18 protein-coding genes and 1 tRNA gene are annotated in these 22,158 nt (G+C 37.2%); 2 read left to right on the forward strand and 17 right to left on the reverse strand.

All coding sequences use genetic code 11. From position 1 onward, the window contains the following. Positions 1–166 precede the first annotated feature (166 nt). Entirely contained in the window at positions 167–1,414 is a 1,248-nt protein-coding gene (gene hydA, locus HNS40_RS01910; RefSeq protein WP_172276818.1) for a dihydropyrimidinase, read from the forward strand. On the opposite strand, the gene ygeW is transcribed toward hydA, so the two are convergent. The 17 genes from ygeW to mraZ all read right to left on the reverse strand — a co-directional run bounded on the left by ygeW (position 1,382) and on the right by mraZ (position 20,837). Further along, a complete protein-coding gene (gene ygeW, locus HNS40_RS01915; protein WP_172276821.1) occupies positions 1,382–2,569 on the reverse strand; it encodes a knotted carbamoyltransferase YgeW in 1,188 nt (395 codons plus the stop codon). The genes hydA and ygeW overlap by 33 nt on opposite strands. A 170-nt stretch (positions 2,570–2,739) precedes the next feature. Next, a complete protein-coding gene (locus HNS40_RS01920; RefSeq protein WP_172276824.1) occupies positions 2,740–3,927 on the reverse strand; it encodes a YgeY family selenium metabolism-linked hydrolase in 1,188 nt (395 codons plus the stop codon). A gap of 339 nt (positions 3,928–4,266) precedes the next feature. Then, a tRNA-Pro gene (locus HNS40_RS01925) sits at positions 4,267–4,339 on the reverse strand. 146 nt (positions 4,340–4,485) lie between these two features. Beyond that, positions 4,486–4,941 (reverse strand): GatB/YqeY domain-containing protein, encoded by a 456-nt coding sequence (locus HNS40_RS01930; protein WP_172276827.1) that lies wholly within the window; start codon positions 4,939–4,941, stop codon positions 4,486–4,488. Positions 4,942–5,522: 581 nt separating this feature from the next. Beyond that, complete coding sequence (gene ftsZ / locus HNS40_RS01935; RefSeq protein WP_172276830.1) at positions 5,523–7,061, reverse strand: cell division protein FtsZ; 1,539 nt, start codon at positions 7,059–7,061, stop codon at positions 5,523–5,525. Between the two features lie 138 nt (positions 7,062–7,199). Beyond that, on the reverse strand, positions 7,200–8,492 hold the full coding sequence (gene ftsA, locus HNS40_RS01940; RefSeq protein WP_172276833.1) for a cell division protein FtsA: 1,293 nt from the start codon (positions 8,490–8,492) through the stop codon (positions 7,200–7,202). Between the two features lie 5 nt (positions 8,493–8,497). Beyond that, positions 8,498–9,280 (reverse strand): cell division protein FtsQ/DivIB, encoded by a 783-nt coding sequence (locus HNS40_RS01945; protein WP_172276836.1) that lies wholly within the window; start codon positions 9,278–9,280, stop codon positions 8,498–8,500. Next, complete coding sequence (gene murC / locus HNS40_RS01950) at positions 9,277–10,644, reverse strand: UDP-N-acetylmuramate--L-alanine ligase (RefSeq protein ID WP_172276839.1); 1,368 nt, start codon at positions 10,642–10,644, stop codon at positions 9,277–9,279. Before murC ends, HNS40_RS01945 begins: the two co-directional genes overlap by 4 nt. Continuing rightward, a complete protein-coding gene (murG, locus tag HNS40_RS01955) occupies positions 10,641–11,744 on the reverse strand; it encodes an undecaprenyldiphospho-muramoylpentapeptide beta-N-acetylglucosaminyltransferase (RefSeq protein ID WP_172276842.1) in 1,104 nt (367 codons plus the stop codon). The genes murC and murG overlap by 4 nt, the downstream gene beginning before the upstream one ends. A gap of 1 nt (position 11,745) precedes the next feature. Further along, positions 11,746–12,903, reverse strand: a complete 1,158-nt coding sequence (locus HNS40_RS01960; protein ID WP_172276845.1) for an FtsW/RodA/SpoVE family cell cycle protein — start codon at positions 12,901–12,903, stop codon at positions 11,746–11,748. A 12-nt stretch (positions 12,904–12,915) separates the two neighbouring features. After that, positions 12,916–14,250 (reverse strand): UDP-N-acetylmuramoyl-L-alanine--D-glutamate ligase, encoded by a 1,335-nt coding sequence (murD, locus tag HNS40_RS01965; RefSeq protein ID WP_172276848.1) that lies wholly within the window; start codon positions 14,248–14,250, stop codon positions 12,916–12,918. After that, a complete protein-coding gene (mraY, locus tag HNS40_RS01970; protein ID WP_172276851.1) occupies positions 14,251–15,507 on the reverse strand; it encodes a phospho-N-acetylmuramoyl-pentapeptide-transferase in 1,257 nt (418 codons plus the stop codon). A 1-nt stretch (position 15,508) separates the two neighbouring features. After that, positions 15,509–16,966, reverse strand: coding sequence for a UDP-N-acetylmuramoyl-L-alanyl-D-glutamate--2,6-diaminopimelate ligase (locus HNS40_RS01975; RefSeq protein ID WP_172276854.1), 1,458 nt, complete (start codon positions 16,964–16,966; stop codon positions 15,509–15,511). Continuing rightward, positions 16,966–19,047: a penicillin-binding protein gene (locus HNS40_RS01980; protein WP_172276857.1), complete on the reverse strand. Its 2,082-nt coding sequence runs from the start codon at positions 19,045–19,047 to the stop codon at positions 16,966–16,968. Before HNS40_RS01980 ends, HNS40_RS01975 begins: the two co-directional genes overlap by 1 nt. Before the next feature lie 35 nt (positions 19,048–19,082). Further along, positions 19,083–19,457, reverse strand: a complete 375-nt coding sequence (locus HNS40_RS01985) for an FtsL-like putative cell division protein (RefSeq protein WP_172276860.1) — start codon at positions 19,455–19,457, stop codon at positions 19,083–19,085. A gap of 5 nt (positions 19,458–19,462) precedes the next feature. Further along, positions 19,463–20,362, reverse strand: a complete 900-nt coding sequence (gene rsmH / locus HNS40_RS01990) for a 16S rRNA (cytosine(1402)-N(4))-methyltransferase RsmH (RefSeq protein ID WP_172276863.1) — start codon at positions 20,360–20,362, stop codon at positions 19,463–19,465. A 10-nt stretch (positions 20,363–20,372) separates the two neighbouring features. Beyond that, positions 20,373–20,837, reverse strand: a complete 465-nt coding sequence (gene mraZ / locus HNS40_RS01995) for a division/cell wall cluster transcriptional repressor MraZ (protein WP_172276866.1) — start codon at positions 20,835–20,837, stop codon at positions 20,373–20,375. 484 nt (positions 20,838–21,321) lie between these two features. Between mraZ and HNS40_RS02000 the strand changes: the two genes are divergently transcribed. Then, the gene (locus HNS40_RS02000) at positions 21,322–22,158 is read left to right on the forward strand and encodes a 1-acyl-sn-glycerol-3-phosphate acyltransferase (protein ID WP_172276869.1); all 837 of its coding nucleotides are present in this window, start codon (positions 21,322–21,324) and stop codon (positions 22,156–22,158) included.

A 22,158-nucleotide genomic window follows, 5' to 3' on the forward strand; every position in this document is an offset into this window, starting at 1 on the left:
AGAGCAGCGCAATATTTATAGCTCAGCACAAAGTGCTGGGTGATAAGTAAAAAAAGGTTTTCAAAGCAGCCCAAAGTATTCAGGAAAGAGTCATCTCCTCATCTGCGATGTATGAAATTAAAATGAAAGAATAATTTAAAAAAGGCTTTGTCAAAGCAAATTTAAAATGGAAATACTAATAAAAAACGCAAATATCATAAACGCAGATTCCACAAACTCCGCCGACATCCTCTGCAAGAATGGAAAAATCTTAGAAATAGGAAAAGAACTAAAGGTCCAATCTAAAAAAGCTAAAATCATAGACGCAGAAGGCAAATATGTATTTCCAGGAGGAATAGACCCTCACGTACACATGCATCTTCCAACACCAGCAGGATATTCAGCAGATGACTTTGAATCAGGAAGCAAAGCAGCATTAAAAGGTGGAACCACCACTATCATAGATTTTGTAACACCCAAAAAAGGACAAAGCCTTCAAGATGCCATAAAAGAACGTCAAGAGGAAGCAAGAAATAGCCTTATTGATTGTTATTTTCATGTGAGTCCCATAGAATGGCGCGATTCCATGGAGCAAGAAATAGCGCAATGCATTAAAGATGGATACAAAAGTTTCAAAGTCTATATGGCCTATAAAGACAGTATTGGCTTAGACGATGATGTGCTATTAAAAGTAATGAAAGCAGTAGCAAAACATGGCGGAATGGTAACGCTACATTGCGAAATGGGAGATAAAATAGAGGAGGCTAGAAATCGACTTTATGCAGAAAATAAAAGAAGTCCGAAGTATCATGCCATTTCTCGTCCAGCAAAATGGGAAGCACAAGCCGTAAAAAGAGCTATAGAATTAGCAACACAAGCCGATTGTCCTATTTACATAGTTCACGTTTCGGCCAAAGAATCACTGGTTTATATAGCTGCAGCACAGGATAAAGGTCAGCAAGTGATAGCTGAAACTTGTCCACAATATTTGCTCTATGATGACTCTATTTATGAAGAAGATTTTGAAACAGCAGCTAATTTTATCATGAGCCCTCCTCTAAGAAAAAAAGAAGATCAAGAAGCCTTATGGGCAGCCATAAAATCTGGAGTGGTCTCCACCATAGGAACAGATCACTGTCCATTTACCAAAGAACAAAAAGCATTGGGAAAAGACGATTTCAGAAAAATTCCCAATGGCACAAGAGGAGTGGAGCAAAGATTAAACCTTATCTATAAACATGGAGTCTTAGAAAATAGAATCACACTACAAGAATACGTAGCTATCACATCCACCAATGCAGCCAAAACCTTTGGCCTATTTCCTCAAAAAGGCCAAATAGCTATTGGCTCCGATGCTGATATTAGGGTCGTCAACCCGCAAAGCGGGTCGACGACCCTAACTCTAAAAGCGAACCCGCTTGGCACCAGAATCTAAAATTCCTTGCAATACAGCGACAGGATTTTTAAATTTATTGGCAAACATCATGGAAGCAATAATATAAGGTTTGAAACCCGCTTCATGATAGGTTTTGATTCTATATTTCTCAAATACTTCTGCTTCTACTTCGCCATCTTTACAGGATACATCGGAAATGTCTGCTGGTAGACAATGCATATATAAAGCATCCCCATCTTTTGTGGTTTTGCGCATCTCTTCGGTATATTCCCAATCTTTGAATTTGGCATTATTCAACAGGGCTTTCTGCTCTAGCTTTTTCAAGCCTGCCATGTCTTTATTCTTTAATAATTCTGTACGCTCTTGCATGATATGAAATGGCGCCCAGCTTTTAGGATATACGATATCTGCATCTTTCATGGCCTCGGCCATATGATGACTGACCTTAAATGAACCACCGCTTTTCTTTGCATTGTCTTTGGCTATGTCAACAATTTCCGGAATTAAATCATAGCCTTCAGGGTAAGCTAATTCCACATCCATTCCATATCGTGTCATTAAAGCAATAATGCCCTGAGGCACCGACATGGGTTTCCCATAGCTAGGGGAGTAGGCCCAACTCATCACTATCTTTTTTCCTTTCAGATTTTCTAAGGAACCAAATTCATTTTTTAAGTGGAGAAGGTCGGCCATGGATTGAGTTGGGTGATCCATATCGCATTGTAAGTTTACAATTCCAGGGCGATTTGGAAGTACTTTCTTTTCATAACCTTCATCTAAAGCTTCGGCTACTTCACGCATGTATTTGTTTCCTTCACCCAGATACATATCATCCCTAATTCCTATGGCATCAGTTAAAAAGGAGATCATATTTGCAGTTTCTCTCACTGTTTCACCATGGGCAATTTGCGATTTGGTTTCATCCATATCTTGCACAGCCAATCCGAGAAGGTTTGCAGCAGAGGCAAAAGAAAAACGAGTTCGGGTGGAATTGTCTCTAAAAATAGAAACGGCCAATCCGGAGTCGAAAACTTTTGGTGAAACATTCTCATCACGCATTTGCTTCAAAATGGCAGCAATTTCTAAAATAGCTTTTAATTCATCGTCACTTTTTTCCCAGGTTAATAAGAAGTCTTTTCCGAAAAGGTCAGTATCTAATTGAGCTAGGGTTTTAATTTTGTCTTGTATATTCATATTTTTATAGTTGATAGTTAATAGATAATAGTTAATAGGTTCAAATGTTCAAAAGGCAAAGCTGGTTTTCAAAGTTTAAGGTTCAATGTTGAATACGATTAATCAATTTCCTTCTTTTTTTTATGCGTTCTTTGAGATTTCTTTGTGTGGAATTTGTTTTTGTTCAAGATTTAAAGTTTATAAGCAAAAGCAGCATAAAAAGCGGATGCGATGACCAAGTCATCAATAGCTACTTTTTCGTTAGGAGCATGTGCTAATATTTCATTTCCCGGGCCAAAACCTATCATAGGGATTTTATATATACCATTGATGACTACTCCATTGGTGGAGAAGGTCCACTTGTCGACTATTGGTTTTTTGGCATAGAGCGCCTCGTAGGCTTGCACTCCTGTTTGAACTACTTGATGCTCTTCTGGGATTTTCCAAGTAGGGTAGTATTTTTCCATGCCGTAAGTTAATCCGGTATAGGCCTCCTCAGAATAGTCTAATACTTCAACTTTGGCATTTAATCCTTCTAGAAGGTCTTCAATTTCTTTTACAGCAGATTCTTTAGTTTCTCCCCAAGTGAGGCGGCGATCTAAATGTAATCTGGCAAAATCAGAAACTGCGCATAGTGATGGACTTTCAGAAACAAATTCAGAGATGGTCACACTGCCTTTCCCTAAAAACTCGTCATAAGCCAACCGCTCGTTAAGCTTTTCTATCTCAAGAGCTACTTTTGAAGCCATATAAATGGCATTCTTACCTCTTTCGGGAGCAGAGCCATGAGAAGAAATGCCATAGAAGCTCACATGCATTTCCATTCTTCCTCTATGTCCACGATAAATATTTAGATTGGTAGGTTCAGTGCTGATGGCGAAGTCGGGTTTTATTTTTTCCTCTTCTACCAAATATTTCCAGCATAAGCCATCACAATCCTCTTCCATTACGCTTCCTACAAAATAGATGGTCAGATCTCTATCAAAACTTAATTCTTTTAAAATTCTACCAGAAGTAACAAAAGCAGCGGGCCCTCCTTCTTGGTCAACGGTGCCTCGGCCATGAACATATCCATCTTTTATCTCCCCGCCGAGAGGATCGAAATCCCAGTTACTCAGATTTCCATTATCCACTGTGTCCATGTGACCATCGATAGCTAATATTGTGCTTCCATTACCAATTCTTCCTATCACATTGCCTAGGCCATCTATCCTCACTTCATCAAACCCAGCCTCCTCCATTTGTCGTTTGAGTTCGAGCTGAACTTCTTTTTCCTGCGTGCTTAAAGACTTTATTTTAACCAGCTTAGAAAGATTCTCTGCGGTATAATCTCGATATTTCTCTGATAAGGATTTTATTTGTTCTATTGTGTTTTGCATATAACTAGAATTAAAATGTTTTTAGTATCTACCATGGATTTTGAAAATGAATATGGTGAATAAGTACGAATACTTATAGAATATTTCATTCATTCAAAATACAAGCAGGCTTGCTTTGTAATTGGTAATAGATACTTCCTTGTAAATATAAGAAATTATTGGGTATGAAGGTCTGATTGTTTGATAGATAGGTTTAGAAAAAATCGCCTTGTTTATAAGTTGTAGTTACTGGGAAAACAAAATAAATCTCACTTATTCCGCCCTAATAGTTTTTTATCAAAATAGAGTGAAAAAGAAAAAGAGCTATAGAATAAATCTATAACTCTTTTTGAATTTATGTCGGAATGACAAGACTTGAACTTGCGACCCCTTGACCCCCAGTCAAGTGCGCTACCAACTGCGCCACATCCCGATTTCTGTGCTGCAATTTTAGGGGGGATTTATCTTGGTTTCTACTCTTGAAAAATATGCAAAAGCCAAATAGTAAGATAAACCTCGAATTGCGGCTGCAAATATATGGAATTATTAAATGGACTAAGCTTTTTTAGCCAAAAAATATTAGCCCAATAAAAGCTCTTTTACTAAGCTACTTATGGTTTTGCTATCGGCTTTTCCTGCAAACTTTTTACTGGCCATTCCCATCAATTTCCCCATGTCTTTCATGCTAGAAGCACCTGTGATTTCAATGATTTCTGCTATCTCTTTTCTGAGTGAAGCTTCATCCATTTGTTGAGGAAGGTAAGCTTGAATGATATCGGCTTCGTAAACTTCATCTTCTGCTAGTTCAGGTCTGTTTTGTTTGGTAAAAATATCAGCAGATTCTCTTCTTTGCTTAACCAACTTTTGTAAAATTTTAAGCTCCACTGTTTCAGGGATTTCGCCACTATTGGTGTCTTTTCCGGTTTTCTCAAGAAGAAGAGCGGCTTTTATAGCTCTTAATGCACCTAATTTCTTCTTGTCCTTGCTGATCATGGCAGCTTTAATATCGTTATTGATTAAAATTTCTAAGCTCATATTATTATTTTTTGCAAAGATAATAAAAGAGGCGTTTATTGGTATGTTGTTTGTGTGTTTTCGTAAAACGATGTTTGTAATCAATAAATGACATCTATTTAATACTTAAAAATGATCTAATTATTGTTCTTTCTTGAATCATGAAGGTGGTCGGCAGAGTTATTAATTTTTTAAATTGAATTTCTGGACGACCTAAATATAACTATTGTTCTTAACCATGGGCGCTGCCCATGGCTATTTTTAACAAAGACTTTCAGCCTTTTTTTTACAATTAAATAAAAGCTGCCTTTTAGTGAAAGCATGATTGTAAAGTTGTTCAGAATCATAAGACCCTGAAAGGGTCAATTATTTCAACCTTGGGCTGCGCCCAAGGTAAATGAGTAGAGATGTCAAAATAGCCGTCCCTAGGTCTCAGGAATAAAAAAGAAATGCAACCGGCGATTAATGATCTAAGGAATAGGCTTAGTCTGATTTTAGCAAATATGATATTTTTAAAGACGTTTTGATCAAAAGAAAAGCCAAAACAAAACCCCTTATCATATTTTGATAAGGGGTCGTTGGTAGGATTATATGTTATAATATTAATCTACATTATCATGTAAAAAACTGTTATTAGTTTTGATTTCAGTGTTGCCTTCGTTATCTGAGAGGGAGTAACGAGCCACTTCTGATTCTTGTGAACTAACAGTATGTGAGATGTGTATATTTTTTCTTTTATAAGCAGGAACGTTCTCCATTTCATCAATATTTTTACCGCTTTTATTGATATAGGATAGCTGTCTGAGTTTTTTAGCTCTTTCAGATAGTTTTCTTTCACTTTCTTCTGAAATTTTAGATGGCTCAGGATTTTTGATATCATTTTCATTGCTTACTTCTGAAACTTCTGGAGCATCTTCGCCTAGTGTTTTGATGATGATATTTGGTTCTTCTTGTTTTTCTTCTTTTTGCTTGGTTTCAGGAGTGCTCATTTTTGGTTGAGAGTCTTGAAAAAGCTGATGTTCGATCTTGGGCTCTTCTTCTTTCTTTAACATTAATGTTGGTGCATCAATAGTTTGAGAAGTTGCTGTGGCTTGGACTTCTTGTGGCTTTGTTACCGGAACTTCTGCGTTTAAAGGTGTAACAGTTTTTGCTGTTGACTCTTCCTTAGTCGCCATTCCTTCTCTATCAAAACCTGTTGCAATTAATGTGATAGAAATAGAATTACCTAAATTTTTGTCTGTACCACTACCCCAAATCACCTCACATTGCTCACCAGTTTGATCTATGATATAATCTGTGATTTCAGATACTTCATCCATTGAAATTTCGCTATCTGTACCAGTAGCAATGTAAAGAAGCATATTGTTGGCGCCATGAATATCATTATCATTCAATAATGGTGAATTCAATGCCATTTCAGCTGCTTCCATAGCTCTGTTCTCGCCTTCGGCTACTCCAGCACCCATGATAGCAACACCGCTGTCTTTCATTACTGTTTTCACATCTTCAAAATCCACGTTGATGTATCCAGTGACAGTGATAATTTCTGCAATACCTTTTGCGGCAGTTGCAAGAATGTTGTCAGCACGGCTGAATGCTTCAGATAGTTTTAAATTGCCATGGAGCTCTCTTAATTTATCGTTGCTGATAATAAGAATGGTATCCACGTATTTTTTCATTTCAGTGATACCTGCTTCTGCCAGTTGCTTACGCTTTCTGCCTTCGAAACCAAAAGGAATAGTAACAATACCCACGGTGAGTATGTCTAATTCTGCGGCGGCCTGTGCAATAACGGGAGCTGCTCCAGTACCCGTGCCACCACCCATTCCAGCTGTTATAAACAACATTTTGGTATTAACCTCCAGTACCTCTTTAATCTTTTCGATATCTTCGATGGCAGCATTGCGACCAACTTCTGGTTTTGAGCCGGCGCCTCGACCTTCTGTTAAGCTGGTACCCAGCTGTATTTTTGTTGGAATTGGGCTGCATTCCAAAGCTTGTGCATCGGTATTGCACAAGATGAAATCTACACCTTGAATTCCTTGACTAAACATATGGTTTACAGCGTTTCCGCCGCCTCCGCCTACCCCTAATACTTTTATTATGGATGACTGATCTTTTGGTGAATCAAATGCTAACATAATCCTCTCATTTTATTTTACTAATGTATAAACGCTAATTCCTTCATTAGTGGAAATTAATAACTTTTATTAACAAAATCTATGTTGATAATCCTCGACTATCAATGCGTGTGTAGTATTTCGATAGTCTAAAAAGATTTACACGATTTCGTTATTATCCTGATCGAAGAAGTCGGTGATTTTGTCTAAAAATCTTCTTTTTGGGGAAGACACAGGAACTTCTTCTTTTCCTTTATCGTTTTTCATCTTGAAATTTTCTTTTCTACTTTCTACATCGTAGCGTTGAAATCCTTCAATAACTAATCCAATACCAGTAGCATAGGTTGGACTTGATAATTCCTCTGGAGAACCATCGGCCAAATGCTCGTTTGGATAACCAATTCTGGTGTCCATGCCGGTTATAAACTCGGTGAGTTGGACCAGATGTTTGAGTTGGGATCCTCCACCGGTTAATACGATACCAGCGATCAGCTTATTCTCGTACCCTGAGTTTTTAATTTCCCAATACACATGTTCTATGATTTCTTCCACACGAGCCTGAATAATATTGGCTAGGTTTTTTAAGGTAATCTCTTTAGGAGGTCTTCCTCTGAGGCCTGGGATGGCTACGATTTCATTCTCTTTGTTCTCGTCCGACAAAGCAGAACCAAATTTTACTTTTAATTCCTCAGCATGTTTCTTAATGATAGAACATCCTTCTTTAACATCCTCCGTAATTACATCGCCTCCAAAAGGGATAACGGCTGTATGACGAATGATTCCATCGTGGAAAATGGCAATGTCGGTCGTTCCACCTCCAATATCTACTAAGGCAACTCCGGCTTCTGTTTCCTCATCACTCAATACTGCTCTGGCACTGGCGATAGGCTCTAATATTAGATCTACAATGTCTAAATTGCTTTTCTTTACACATTTGTAAATGTTCTTAGCAGCGGTGGTTTGTCCAATGATGATATGGAAATTGGCTTCTAATGAGTTTCCCAACATGCCCACAGGTTCTTTAATGCCTGCTTCGTTATCGATAATATATTCCTGAGGAATGACATCGATAATTTCTTCACCTGGACTCATGTTCAGATTACGCATATTATCCATTAGTTGATCTACATCTTCTTGGCTAATTTCATCGTCAATATTCTTTCTGATGATATTTCCACGGTGCTGAAGACTCTTGATATGCTGTCCTGCTATACCTACATTTACATATTCAATTTGTACATTCGATTTTGCTTCGGCTTCTACCACTGCTTTTTGAATGCTTTGAACGGTGTTTTCAATATTGGAAACCACTCCTCTTTTTACGCCAATTGATTCGGATTTTCCTGAGCTTAGAATTTCAATCTTTCCATGCTCGTTTCTTCTCCCGACTATGGCCGCAATTTTGGTGGTACCAATGTCTAATCCTACAATGATTACATCTTTTGATTCCATGACTATTATTTTTTACTACACACTATTTGATTATCATATTTAATATTGATGGACTTATACTTTTGCCAATCAATTCTGTCTTTTCCATTAACATAAAAAGCCTTCAGATTTTCTAGCTTTTTATCTATATCATTGATGTCCCCAAACTCAATGTTTTTAACTCCTAATTTTGGAGTCAGTTCCACTTGTCCATTTTTATTCACGTAAATCTGATCTATTAAAGCTTCTAAAAAGGCATCTTTATGAATGGCTTCAGCAAGTTCGTAAAGTGATTTATATATTTGGGGTAATTCTCTTTCTCCTTTGAGGACTTGTAACTTTTCTTCCTTGTTCAGATGCGGAATGTCTCCACTGGCTACCATAATTCTCTGAGTATAGTCCAAGCTATTATCCATTAATACTAAACCATCGGCGAGGTATAGGTTTTTACCTTTAATATCAAAAATTCTTAAAGAGGCTTTCCTTGGTTTTACTTTAATATGTATTAATCCATCAATTCCAACAAAGGTTCTAACATCAATTAATTGTGCATTCTGGCAAATTTCATTCTCTATTTTAGAAAGATTAATATTTCTCACCGATTGTCCCAGCATGGTAGGCATGGTTTCCAAAATATGAGTTTGTATGCTCTCTTGTGAAATTAAGCTCGGATAATCGGTTTTTAGCATTTTTACTTGAATATCGCTGCTAAAAGAATTGGCTCGCTCTATATTGGCCCATACCAATATCACTATTGCGGCCAAAAACGACGCTATCCACAATGTTTTATTGATTATTTTTATAATCATGACAGTTCGTTTTTTATAGGTTCAACAAATCTGTCAATATCACCAGCTCCCAATGTGACTAATAATTCTAGTTCCATGTTTTTTAGAGTAGAGATTAATTTCTCTTTCCTTAAAAGCTGTTTATGCTGCTTCGCTATTTTATCTAGAATGATTTGGCTAGTAATTCCAGGAATGGGCTCTTCTCTAGCTGGGTAAATATCTAAAAGAATAATTTCATCGGCTATGGATAGGCTTTGGGCAAATCCATCTTGAAAATCTTGTGTACGTGAGAAAAGGTGAGGTTGAAAGACCACAGTCATTTTCTTTTCAGGATATAATTTTTTCAAAGAACTAAGAGCAGCTTTTATTTCTTCTGGATGATGGGCATAATCATCATAATAGCTCAGCTTTTCGTTTTTAATCACCAATTCCATTCTACGTTTGACTCCTCCGAAATTGGCTAATGCTTTTCTGATTTCTTCTCCTTTAACTCCAGACTCAATGGCTAAGGCAGAGGCGGCTATAGCATTTTCTAGATTAATCATTCCAGGCATATTTAATCTTAAATCCTCTATTCTTCCTTCAGGATGGACGAGATCAAAATGATATAAGCCTTGTTTTAATTGAATGTTGGATGCGTAAATATCTGAGGATGGATTATCCAAAGAGTAGGTTTTTGTATTTGTAAAATCTGAAAAATGTTCTTTAAGCTGATAGTGAATAATGACTTGTCCGTCGTTATCTACCTGCTTTGCGTATTCTTTGAATGTATTCTGTAATTGGCTATGGTTACTATAAATATCTAAATGGTCGGCATCCATAGCGGTAATCAGGCCAATATGTGGATGTAGTTGCAGGAAAGAACGATCGTATTCGTCGGCTTCAACTACCATCCATTGACTTGTCTCATGAGTTAATAAATTACTTTCATGGTCTTTAAGTATGCCACCTAAGAAGGCTTGACAACCTATGCTACTGGAATGTAACAGATGTGCCGTCATACTGGATACGGTTGTCTTTCCATGTGTCCCTGCAATGCCAATGCATTTGTATTGTTGACTGAGTAAACCTAAAATTTCTGACCTTTTATACAGTCTGATGTTTTCTTTCTTGAAATATTGAAAGATGACATTGTTTTGGGGAATGGCTGGAGTGAATATATAAAGAATGTCATTCTCCTTGGTTAATCCAATAGGCAGTAACTCAATATCATCTTGATATATAATTTCTGCACCCTCCTCTACAAGTTTTTGGGTGAGTGGAGAGGCTGTTTTATCATATCCATAAACAGGAATATTCTTTTGCATGAAATAGCGGGCTATAGCGCTCATGCCTATGCCGCCAATGCCTAAAAAATATACCTTATTTACTTTTTCTAAATTCATGATATCAATTTAATGACTTCATCAGCAATGATGTCGTCAGCATTTAAAACGCCTAATTTTTTAATTTCTTTTTCCATGCTCTTGAGGAGGCCTTCGTTTGCTAAGCAATCTGCTGTAGTTTGGAATAATTCCTCCGATACTTTGTTATCTGCTATCAGTTTAGCAGCTTGATGGTCGACGAGTTTTTGTGCGTTCTTCGTTTGGTGATTCTCGGCAGCAAAAGGAAAAGGCACGAATATGACAGGTTTTCCAACAGCGGAAATTTCTGATATTGCAATGGCTCCAGCTCTGGAGATAATTAAATCAGCTGCAGCATAAGCTAAATCCATTCTTCTAATGAAGTCATAGATATGTATATTCTTTGCAGCTGAATTCTCTAAAGCAGTTTTTGATTCTTCAAAGGTGGTTTTGCCCGTTTGCCAAATGACTTGTGCATCTAGTTTTGCCCAGTTTTCTATTTCACCAGCTATGGCTAAATTTACAGATTGTGCACCTAGACTTCCTCCAACTACCAAAATGGTTTTCTTTGCTTTGTCAAGCTTGAAAAATTCTAAAGCTTCATTCTTATTGCCTTCTGTTACTTGTTTTCTAATGGGGTTTCCTGTGAGTTTAATCTTTTCCTTAGGGAAGAATTTATCCATTCCTTCATAAGCCACACAGATACTTTTTACTTTATTGGCCAGTAGTTTATTTGTAACACCAGGGTAGGAATTTTGTTCTTGAATGAGGCAAGGAATTCCCATATTTGATGCTACCCTTAACGTGGGCCCGCTGGCAAACCCTCCCACACCAATAACTACTTGTGGTTTGAAATTCTTGATAATGGTTTTGGCTTTCATTAAACTGCTGACAAGTTTAAAAGGGAAACTCAAATTCTTCAAACTAAGACTCCTCTGAAATCCACTTATCCAAAGACCTTCAATCTTAAAACCCGCCTCTGGAATTTTTTCCATTTCCATCTTTCCTTGTGCCCCTACAAATAGAAACTCGGCCAAGGGCATCTTTCTTTGAATAGCCTTCGCAATAGCAATAGCTGGGAAGATATGTCCTCCAGTACCACCGCCACTAATCATGACTCTTATGTTTTCGTTGCTACTCATATTATTGTACGACTTCAATGGGTTCTTTTTCTTTCTTTAAACCAACACTTATGCTTTGAATAATTCCCAAAGCCATGCTCGTAAACACAAAACTGGTTCCTCCTGAACTAATCAGAGGAAGAGGTTGTCCTGTAACGGGTAGTAGGTTGGTGGCCACACCTATATTTATTAAGGCTTGAAAAACGATACTAAACATGAGCCCCATGGCCAAGAGGGCTCCAAATTTCGTTTCACTATTTTTAGCGATAACCATAGCGCGCCAAAGCAATGCTAGGTATATTAAGATGCCAATAAAACCAATAATGGTTCCGTATTCTTCTATGATTATGGCATAGATAAAATCGGCATGAGCGGATGGGAGAAATGCTCTTTGGCTACTTTTACCGGGTAATTTGCCAATGATTGGATTAGAAGCGATGGCGATTTTTGCTTGTAATACTTGGTAGTTGGCATCTTTATCATCGCCGCCAAAATTCTCTATCCTACTCACCCAGGTATCAAAACGAGGAAGTAGATTAGGATTTGTTTTTGCTACCACAAAGGCCAGCATTACAAATAGTATTCCTATGCCAGCTAAGCCTACCAGATATCTGGTTTTTACTTGTCCTAACCACATCATGAAAAAGGCGGAAGTAAAAACCAAAAGAGCGGTACTTAGGTTGGACTTCAATATGAGCACAGTAACGACTAATGCTGGCAGGAAGATAGCTCCAGCGGTATAGTAAATACTGGTTCCGTTATTTTGTTGACCATTGAGTTTACTGATATTTCGGGCTAGAAAAGCCAAAAGGACGATTTTAGCAAAGTCGGAGCTCTGGAAGCTGATACCTATGATCGGTATTGTAAGCCATCGGCTCGCATTATTAATATTGGTTCCCAAAATAGCAGTAAATAAAAGTATGGGTATGACAACAAATATGAAAAGTTTGCTCAGCCACTGAAAGTTTTGATACCTGATTTTGGAGAAGAGTAGCATGGTGATATATCCGGCACCAATTATTGCTATTTGCTTGAATAGGAAATACAAGAAGTTCCCATCCCGCATTTTTACCGCAATATAGCTCGAGGCACTATAGATGAGTACTATCGATGCTAAAGATAGTATCAGGTATATCACCCAAATGGTTTTGTCTCCTTTATGTGTAAAAAACTTTCTCAATGGATTTGAGTTTTATAATTCGTTAACAGCTTTCTTAAATTTATCACCTCTGTCTTCGAAGTTTTCGAAAAGATCGAAACTTGCGCAAGCTGGAGATAATAAAACAGCATCACCTGCTTCTGCTAATCTTTGTGCTGTTTCAACAGCCTCTTGTGCAGAATAGGTATCGATGATAGTAGAAGTGAATTTTCCGAAATTCTCATGAATACTGATATTGTCTAAGCCTAGGCAAACAATAGCTTTAACCTTTGAATTCACTAGGTTTTTGATAGATTCATAGTCGTTTCCTTTGTCCTTTCCACCTGCAATCCAAATGATAGGTCTGTTTACGCTATCTAAGGCAAAATAGGTAGAGTTAACATTGGTCGATTTGGAATCGTTGATATACTGAACTCCGCCTATAGTTGCTACGCTTTCCATGCGATGTGGAAGAGTTTGGAACTCCTCTAAAGATTCTTTTAGATTTTTATTTCTAATGTTCATTAATTTGGAAGCGATTCCGGCTGCCATTGAATTGTAAGTGTTATGCTTACCCTGTAGTGCTAAACTTCTTAGTGTCATGATTAGTTCGTCCTTTTGATTTTTAATTATTACGTTATCTCCCGACATCCAAGCACCGTTTTCAAATTTCTCGTAAAGAGAAAAGGGAAGGAGCTGAATGTTTGATTTCTTTTTGTTTAATTCGGCTGTAATTACAGCGTCATCAGCATTATAAATGAGATAGTCTGAGGAGTCCATGTTTTGAATGATGCGCATTTTTGAATCCACATAGTTTTGAAAGCAATCGTCATATCTGTCCAAATGATCTGGTGTGATATTGGTGATGATGGCGATGTCGGCTTTGAATTCGAACATGCCATCCAGTTGAAAACTGCTGATTTCTAACACATAAGTTTCAAAATCATCCTCAGCCACTGACCAGGCAAAGCTTTTCCCAATATTGCCTCCAAGTCCTACATTCAATCCTGCATTTTTCAGGATGAAGTATAGAAGGCTTGTAGTGGTAGTTTTTCCATTACTACCAGTGATGCAAATTAATTTGGCATCGGTATATTGGGCTGCAAATTCAATTTCAGATATCACTGGAATTCCTTTCGATTTAATTTTCTCAATAAGCTTTATCGAATCTGGAATTCCGGGACTTTTTACCACTACATCTGCTTGTAGAATGATGTTTTCTGAATGTTGACCCTCTTCAATCTCAATTTCATTATCTATAAGAACTTTTTTGTATTTCTCTTCAATTTTGCCTTTGTCACTCAGCCATACTTGATAGCCTTTTTGCAAACCGAGGATAGCCGCTCCAGTTCCGCTTTCGCCTCCACCTAGAACAACTAGCTTTTTCATTTATCTCAATTTTAGAGTGATAATGGTGATGATGGCCAGCATAATCCCAATGATGAAAAAGCGCAATACGATTTTTGGTTCTGAATATCCTAGAACCTGGTAATGGTGGTGAATAGGAGACATCTTGAAGATGCGTCGGCCTTCACCATATTTTCTTTTAGTATGTTTAAACCATGTCACCTGCATAATCACTGATAGGCTTTCCATCAAGAAGATTCCACAGAGAATGGGGATGAGTAATTCTTTACGAATAAGGATGGCGAATACAGCGATAATAGCTCCTAAGGTGAGGCTTCCGGTATCGCCCATAAATACTTGTGCAGGATAGGAGTTATACCATAAGAAACCAATGGTAGCACCTACAAATGCACTCATAAAAATGGTGAGTTCACCAATACCAGGAATAAACATAATGTTCAGGTAATTGGCGAAAATGATATTACCACTCAGCCACGCAAATGCTCCTAATGTGGCGCCAATAATTGCTGAGGTTCCAGTGGCTAAACCATCAATTCCATCTGTTAAATTGGCTCCATTACTAACAGCAGTAATAATGAGAACTACTAATGCGATATATACTATCCACGACCATTTGTCTAAGCTTGGGCTAATCCAAGTAACCAAAGAGGCGTAATCGAAAGTATTATTCTTAAAAAATGGAATGGTAGTTTGTGTAGAACGAACAGGTTCGTTATTGAAAGTAACTTGTGTATTGCTGGTTTTGTCAGTGGTTAATTCAGTTTGTGTTGCACTGTTATTTTGTAGTTCTAATGCTTTTTCCTTGATGGTGATACCAGGATGGAAATACATGGTAGCTCCAACTACGATTCCTAGAGTAACCTGACCAATAACCTTGAAGATTCCGCGTAATCCCTTCTTGTTCTTTCTGAAAACTTTGATATAATCATCTAAGAATCCTATCATTCCCATCCATACGGTGGTGAAGATTAATAGAATGATATAAATATTATTAATTTTTGTAAAAAGCAAAACTGGAATAAGAATAGAACCAATGATGATTAACCCTCCCATGGTTGGGGTTCCTTTTTTCTCATTTTGTCCTTCTAAACCTAAATCACGGATGCTTTCTCCTACTTGTTTTTTACGGAGTAATTCGATGAGACTTTTCCCGAATACCATAGAAATTAAAAGAGAAGTAATCACTGCCATAGCAGCACGGAAAGAAATATACTGGAACAAATTTGCTCCTGGCATATTAAACTCTTCTCTTAGGTATTCAAATAAATAATATAACATGTTATGCTTGCTTAAATAGATTGTTAATCACTTCTTTATCGTCAAAATGCTGGCGTTTTCCATTGGTTTCCTGATAGGTCTCATGACCTTTTCCAGCAATCAGGATGATGTCTTTTGTTTGTGCCATAGCAAAAGCGGTTTTAATGGCTTCTTCGCGATTGGTGATGGCTAGGGTTTTTCTTAATTCTGAAGGGTTTAATCCAGCTTTCATATCCCTGATGATATCCTCTGGATTTTCAAATCTTGGATTGTCTGAGGTAAGAATGAGTTGTTGGCTGTATTGAGCACCTATTTTGGCCATTTCTGGTCTTTTAGCTTTGTCTCTGTTTCCACCAGCTCCAACTACTGTGAATACTTTTCCATTGTCAGTATTGATATCTTGGATGGTTTTTAAAACATTTTCTAAAGCATCGGGAGTATGCGCGTAATCAACTATTGCAGTAATCCCGCTTGGAGAAATCATCAAATCGAAGCGGCCATTGGCAGAAGAAATAGTGCTCATTTGGCTTAGAACTTCATCTTTATCTTGGTCTAACATTATAGCTGTTCCATAAATGGCCAATAGGTTATAAGCATTGAATTCACCTGTTAATCTAAACCAAACATCTTGTCCGTCTATGATTAGATTTAGACCATTAATTTGATTTTCTATGATTCTGGCATTAAAATCACCTAGGGTTCTAAGGCTATATGTTTTTTTTATTGCTTTACAATTCTGAAGTATCACCATCCCGTTTCTATCGTCTTCATTCGTAATGGCAAAAGCAGATTTTTTAAGATGGTCGAAGAATGATTTCTTGGCTTTTATATAAGAAGCAAAGTCAATGTGGTAATCTAAATGGTCGTGACTCAAATTGGTGAAGATAGCGCCATCAAAATCTAAACCTGCTGTTCTTCCTTGGTCTAATGCATGACTACTGACTTCCATGAAGCAGTATCCACATCCTTTTTCTACCATTTCTGCTAAAAGTGCATTTAAGGCAATGGCATCTGGAGTGGTGTGGGTGGAAGGAATGATTTGTTCACCAATTTTGTTTTCAATAGTGGATAGCAAGCCACAGTAATATCCCAATTGGCTAAATAATTTATGGAGGAGGGTGGCGATGGTTGTTTTGCCGTTTGTACCAGTAACTCCAATCAACTTCAACTGACTCGATGGCTCGTTGAACCATTTAGAAGCCAGTAATCCTAATGCTTTTTGGCTATTCTCAACCTTTATATAAATAACATCCTCAGATTTCTCTTCTGGAATTTCTTCACATACTATCGCAATGGCGCCTAGTTCGATAGCTTTAAAAATATAGTTGTGGCCATCTGCCTGAGTTCCTTTAGTAGCAATAAAAAGACTGTCTGTTATGACTTTTCTAGAATCGAACTCAAGTGAAGAAACTCTCGTTTCCAAGTCTCCAATAGATTCAATAAGGTCTACATTCTTTAATATGTCTATTATTCTTTTCATTAGCTGTTTGAGAGATTTAAAGTGATGGTTCTTCCTTTTGTTGCTGGTGTTCCCGCTATAATCGATTGTGTTTTCACAAACCCGCTTCCTACAATCTTTACTTTTAAGCCCAAGTCTTCGCAGAGGTAAACAGCGTCTCTTGCTGTCATTCCAATAAGTTTTGGAATTTTGTGGTCAGAAATTGTCCGAGTGGCATAGTATGCAGAATCAGCAGCAGGTAATCCTATAACTATTTTACTGGCTTCATCAATTTTAGCTGCGGCATTCATTTCTTTCAGAATCATTTGAATGTCTTCGGTAGCGCCGGCTTTATAGTAATTTGCTGGGTTGATTTTACTTGATTTCTCTTCTTCGGAAAAGGCTATTTCTACATGACTAGAATAGATTCTATCTGCAATATTTTTAAATACAGGTGCAGCTACTGAGCTACCATAATAAAAGCCATTACTTGGATTATTGATGACAATGATACATGAGTATTTGGGGTTTTCTGTGGGGAAATAGCCAGCGAAAGAAGCTTTATAGTTTGTTCTATTATAGCCCTTGTTATTTTGAGCTAATTGAGCTGTTCCTGTTTTGCCGGCAATGCTATAGTGTTTGCTTTTGATGTTTTTAGCTGTTCCTCTTAAGACCACGCCTTCAAGCATGTCCTGTAATTTCTCTATGGTAGCCTCAGAAGCAATTTTTTCATTCAGAACAATAGGTTCATAGGTTTCAATGACTTCGTTAGTGTTTCTGATTTCCTTTATAAATAAGGGCTTAACCATTTTTCCATCATTTGCTATGGCATTATAAAAGGTTAGGGTTTGAAGAGGTGTAATGTTGAGCTCATACCCGTAGGCAATCCAAGGTAATGAGATTCCGGACCATGATTTATCCTCTGTATTCTTTATATAAGGACTTGCTTCCCCTTTGATTGGCAATCCTAATTTTTGGTGGATTCCAGTTTTGTAAAGCCCGTCGATAAATTTTTGTGGATCTGTAGAATAGTGTTCCCAAATAATTTTGGCGATTCCAACATTAGAAGACTGTTCAATTACATCTCTTACCGAAATAGTACCGTTGCCAATTTTATGAGCATCGCGTATGGTTTTGCCATAAAAAGTAGTGCTCCCGTTTCCTGTTTCTACACTGTCGTTGAGGTTGATAACGCCATCTTCCAAAGCCACTAAAATAGATGCTAATTTGAATGTAGAACCTGGCTCTTCTGCTTCTCCAATAGCATAATTATAGTCTTCAGTATAATGCCCGTTCTTATCTTTTCCTAAGTTTGCAATGGCTCTGATTTCACCAGTTTCCACTTCCATTACTATGGCGCAACCGTGCTCTGCTTTGTGAAGGATGAGTTGCTTTCTTAAGGCGTCTTCAGTAACATCTTGAATGTCAATATCGATAGTGGTGTAAAGATCGTTTCCGTTTTTGGGCTTGATTTCGTTAGCAGGATCAATAGGCATCCAAGTTCCACCGGCAATTTTTTGCATTAATCTTTTGCCATGGGTTCCTTCTAGTGTTTCATTAAAAGCACCTTCTAATCCTACCTCGTATTTACCTGCTTCATAATTATAAATACCAATAGTTCGTTTGGCTAACTCGTTATAGGGCAGCTCGCGTTTGTTGGATTTGATAATGATTAAGCCACCTTTGTTTCTTCCTAATCGGAGGATGGGCAGTTTTTGAATTTCGAGTAATTGTTTGTAAGTAACGTTTCTTTTAACACGCAGATAGTAGTTCTTCTGAGCTCGAGCTCGAGTAAAAAGTTTCTTGTATTGGGTTTTGGTTCTGTCCTTAAAGATTTTGCTAAATCCGTAAGCTAGAGAATCTATATTGGCATTGAAAAAGTGGTCGCTCTTATTGGAAATTAAATCCACCCTGATCTCGTATTTTGGTATGGTAACCGCTAGAAGGCTTTGATTGGTGCTATAAATATTACCTCTAAGTGCACTGATTTCTCTTTCTTCAATACTTCTGTTGACTCCCATTTTCCTTAGTTCATCACCTTCTTTGAATTGGATGTAAAGAATTTTAGCCATGATCGCAAGGGCAAATAAAACCATAAAGAGGTATGTGATAATACTCTTCAAGTGAATTGATTTTATGGCCTTCTCTGTTGTCATTATTAATCTTCAATTATTATTTTGCGTGGGGGTACTTCAGATTCTTCCAAGCCCATTCCCTTAACTAGTTCCGCCATTTTTGTAGGTCGGGTGCTTTCCATCAATAGTGATTTCATGTAGATGGATTTTATACGCATGGCTTTTACTTCTTCTTTTGTGTGATTTATGTGCCTCTGAGTATCTTGTGCTCTGAATGTATTGCTGATAAATAGAATGATGAGTAGGATGACATAAAAGATGAATGGGAAATTCTTCTCTGCTTTTTCGCGGGAAAAAATGCTTCCATCAAGCAATGGACGTACATAACGGAAGAAGAAATTATTCTTTTTCTCCACCTTAGGATTGACCTCTTTTATGTTTTCTTTTATCTTATTCATTTATTCTACTTGTCTATCTTTTTAGCAACTCTCAGTCTGGCGCTTCTAGCCCTGGAGTTAATTTCAATTTCTTCTTCATCAGCCATGATGGGTTTTCTGTTTACTGCGGTCCATTCGTTAAGAATTTTTCCATAGAAGTCTTTTTCTAAATCGCCCTGTACATTTCCTGTTTTAATGAAGTTCTTCGCGATACGATCCTCTAAAGAGTGATAGCTGAGGATGACTAGTCTTCCGTCTGGGTTCATTATCTGAGTGCATTGATTAAGCATGTCTTTAAAAGCTTCCAATTCTTGGTTGACTTCTATTCTTAAGGCTTGGAATACTTGTGCATAGAATTTGTTTTCACGAAATTTCGGTGCGAGAGGCAGTAGACTGTCTTTTAAACCCTGAATGCTTTCGAAAGGATTGGTTTCTCTTACGGCAATAATGTGATGGCTGATTTTATAGGCATTCTTTAATTCCCCATAAAGGCGGAACATATTGGTGAGGTCGTGTAATTCGTAAGTGTTTAGGATATGACTTCCAGTAATGCTGCCCCTTTGGTCCATTCGGCCGTCGATAGGACCATCGAAGCGAGTGCTAAAACCTCTCTCAGGAGTATCGAACTGATGGCTAGAAACGCCTAGGTCAGCTAATAATCCATCAATTTTTTTTACTCGGTGAAGGCGAAGGAAGTTCTTTAAAAAGCGGAAGTTTTCATGAATAAGGGTGAACCTAGAATCGTTTGGGATGTTTCTTTTTGCATCTTCATCTTGGTCGAATGCATATAAGTGGCCGTCCTCTAAATGTTCTAAAATCTTTTTACTGTGACCACCGCCACCAAAAGTTACGTCCACATAAATCCCATTGGGGTTAATGTTTAGTCCTTCAATACATTCATTCAATAAAACGGGCAAATGGTACATAATTTTTTACTTACTCATTGTCATGAGGAATATTCCCCATCACCTTTTCAGCAAGCGAACCAAAGTCCATGTCTGGGCTGCTTAAAACACCTTCGTAAGTGTCTTTGTCCCAGATTTCCATTCTGTTCACAGAAGAAGAGATAACCAGGTTCTTTTTGATGTTGGCATATTTAACCAAATCCTTAGGGATTTGAATTCTCCCAGTAGAATCTACTTCTACCGAACGAACGCCAGCCATAAAAGCCCTGATGAAATCATTATTTTCTTTTACAAAGCGATTCAATTTTGATAGGCCTTCTGCTTCTTTATTCCATTCACTCATGGGGTAAAGCTCCAGGCAGTTTTGAAATATGCTTCTTTTTAAAATAAAACCTTCATTCAGAATAGGTTGAACTTGTTTTTTTAAACCTGCAGGAATCATCACACGACCTTTTGTGTCTGCTTTAACCTCGTATGACCCTATCAGATTTATCATTATTACTTGCTAAAATTGAGTGTAAAAATACAGTTATTTTACCACATTATCCCACATTTTACGTTCTTGTTGATAAAATGTTACGGTAAAATTTCTAATATATTTTTCAAAGTGATATAAAAACCTAAATATCAATAAGATAGGGTGTTTTAGCTGTGGTGGTAAAAAGTGGGTGTGTTTATAACTTTTTCGAATTGTTAATTATTGGTAGTGTTTTTATTTATGAAAGTATTTATATGGTTGTTATTGTGTGTAAGTTATATGTATTCAGCTTTATAGGAAGGTGAGGTGGATGAATGGTTAGATGTGAAATTACTTTTTTTTTGGAAAATGAAATCCTTCCCACTTGTCCTGATGAGTGATCGAAAATATGGAGGGTGAGAAAAGTGGAATTTTGTTGGAATAATATAAATTAGATTAGATTCTAAGAAATGAGTAAATTTGCAGAATTCAGGTATATAAGAAATCCATAAATTCGTATAGGATGATAGAAGAGTCTAGTAAAATAGATAAGGTGATTGATGTGGAGAAAGTGATGGCCAGTAAGAATGAGAAATTGTTAAAATGGTTACCTTCTTTTGTCATATCTTATTTGAAAAGGATTATTCATCAAGACTTTATTAATAGTTTTCTACATAGAAATAAAGAGCTGTATGGTTTAGATTTTGTAAAAGCTATTCTTGATGATTTTGGGATAACGGTAACTTGGCAAGGTCTAGAAAATATTGGCAAAGAAGATAGAGTGATTATAGCATCGAATCATCCTTTGGGAGGGATGGATGGTATTGCATTGATGTATGTGATTGGACAATTACGTCAGGATATACAGTTTCCTGTCAATGATATCTTAATGAATCTTCCAAATTTGAAGGAGCTATTTGTTCCCATTAATAAACATGGGAGTAATATGGAGAATGCCCGTATCATTGACCATGCTTTCGAAAGTGATGTGATTACTTTGTTTTTTCCAGCTGGATTAGTTAGCCGGAAGCAGAGTGGAGGTATTGTGGATTTAGAATGGAAAAAGACATTTATTCGTAAAGCTAGATCCTATAAAAGAGATATTATTCCTACATTTATTTCAGGTAGAAACAGTAACTGGTTTTATGGCTTAGCCAAGTGGAGAACGAGGTTAGGGATTAAAATCAATATCGAAATGTTGTATTTGGTAGATGAAATGGTCAAGCAGAGAGGGAAAGAAATAAATATTAATTTTGGCTCCGCAATTTCTTATCAAAAATTTGATAGATCTAAGTCCGATATTGAATGGGCAAAAGAAGTAAAAGAGGTGGTTTATAGCATGCAAAATAAAAAAAGATAA

The sequence above is a fragment of the Lentimicrobium sp. S6 genome, from assembly GCF_013166635.1.
Taxonomy (GTDB): Bacteria; Bacteroidota; Bacteroidia; order Bacteroidales; family UBA12170; genus UBA12170.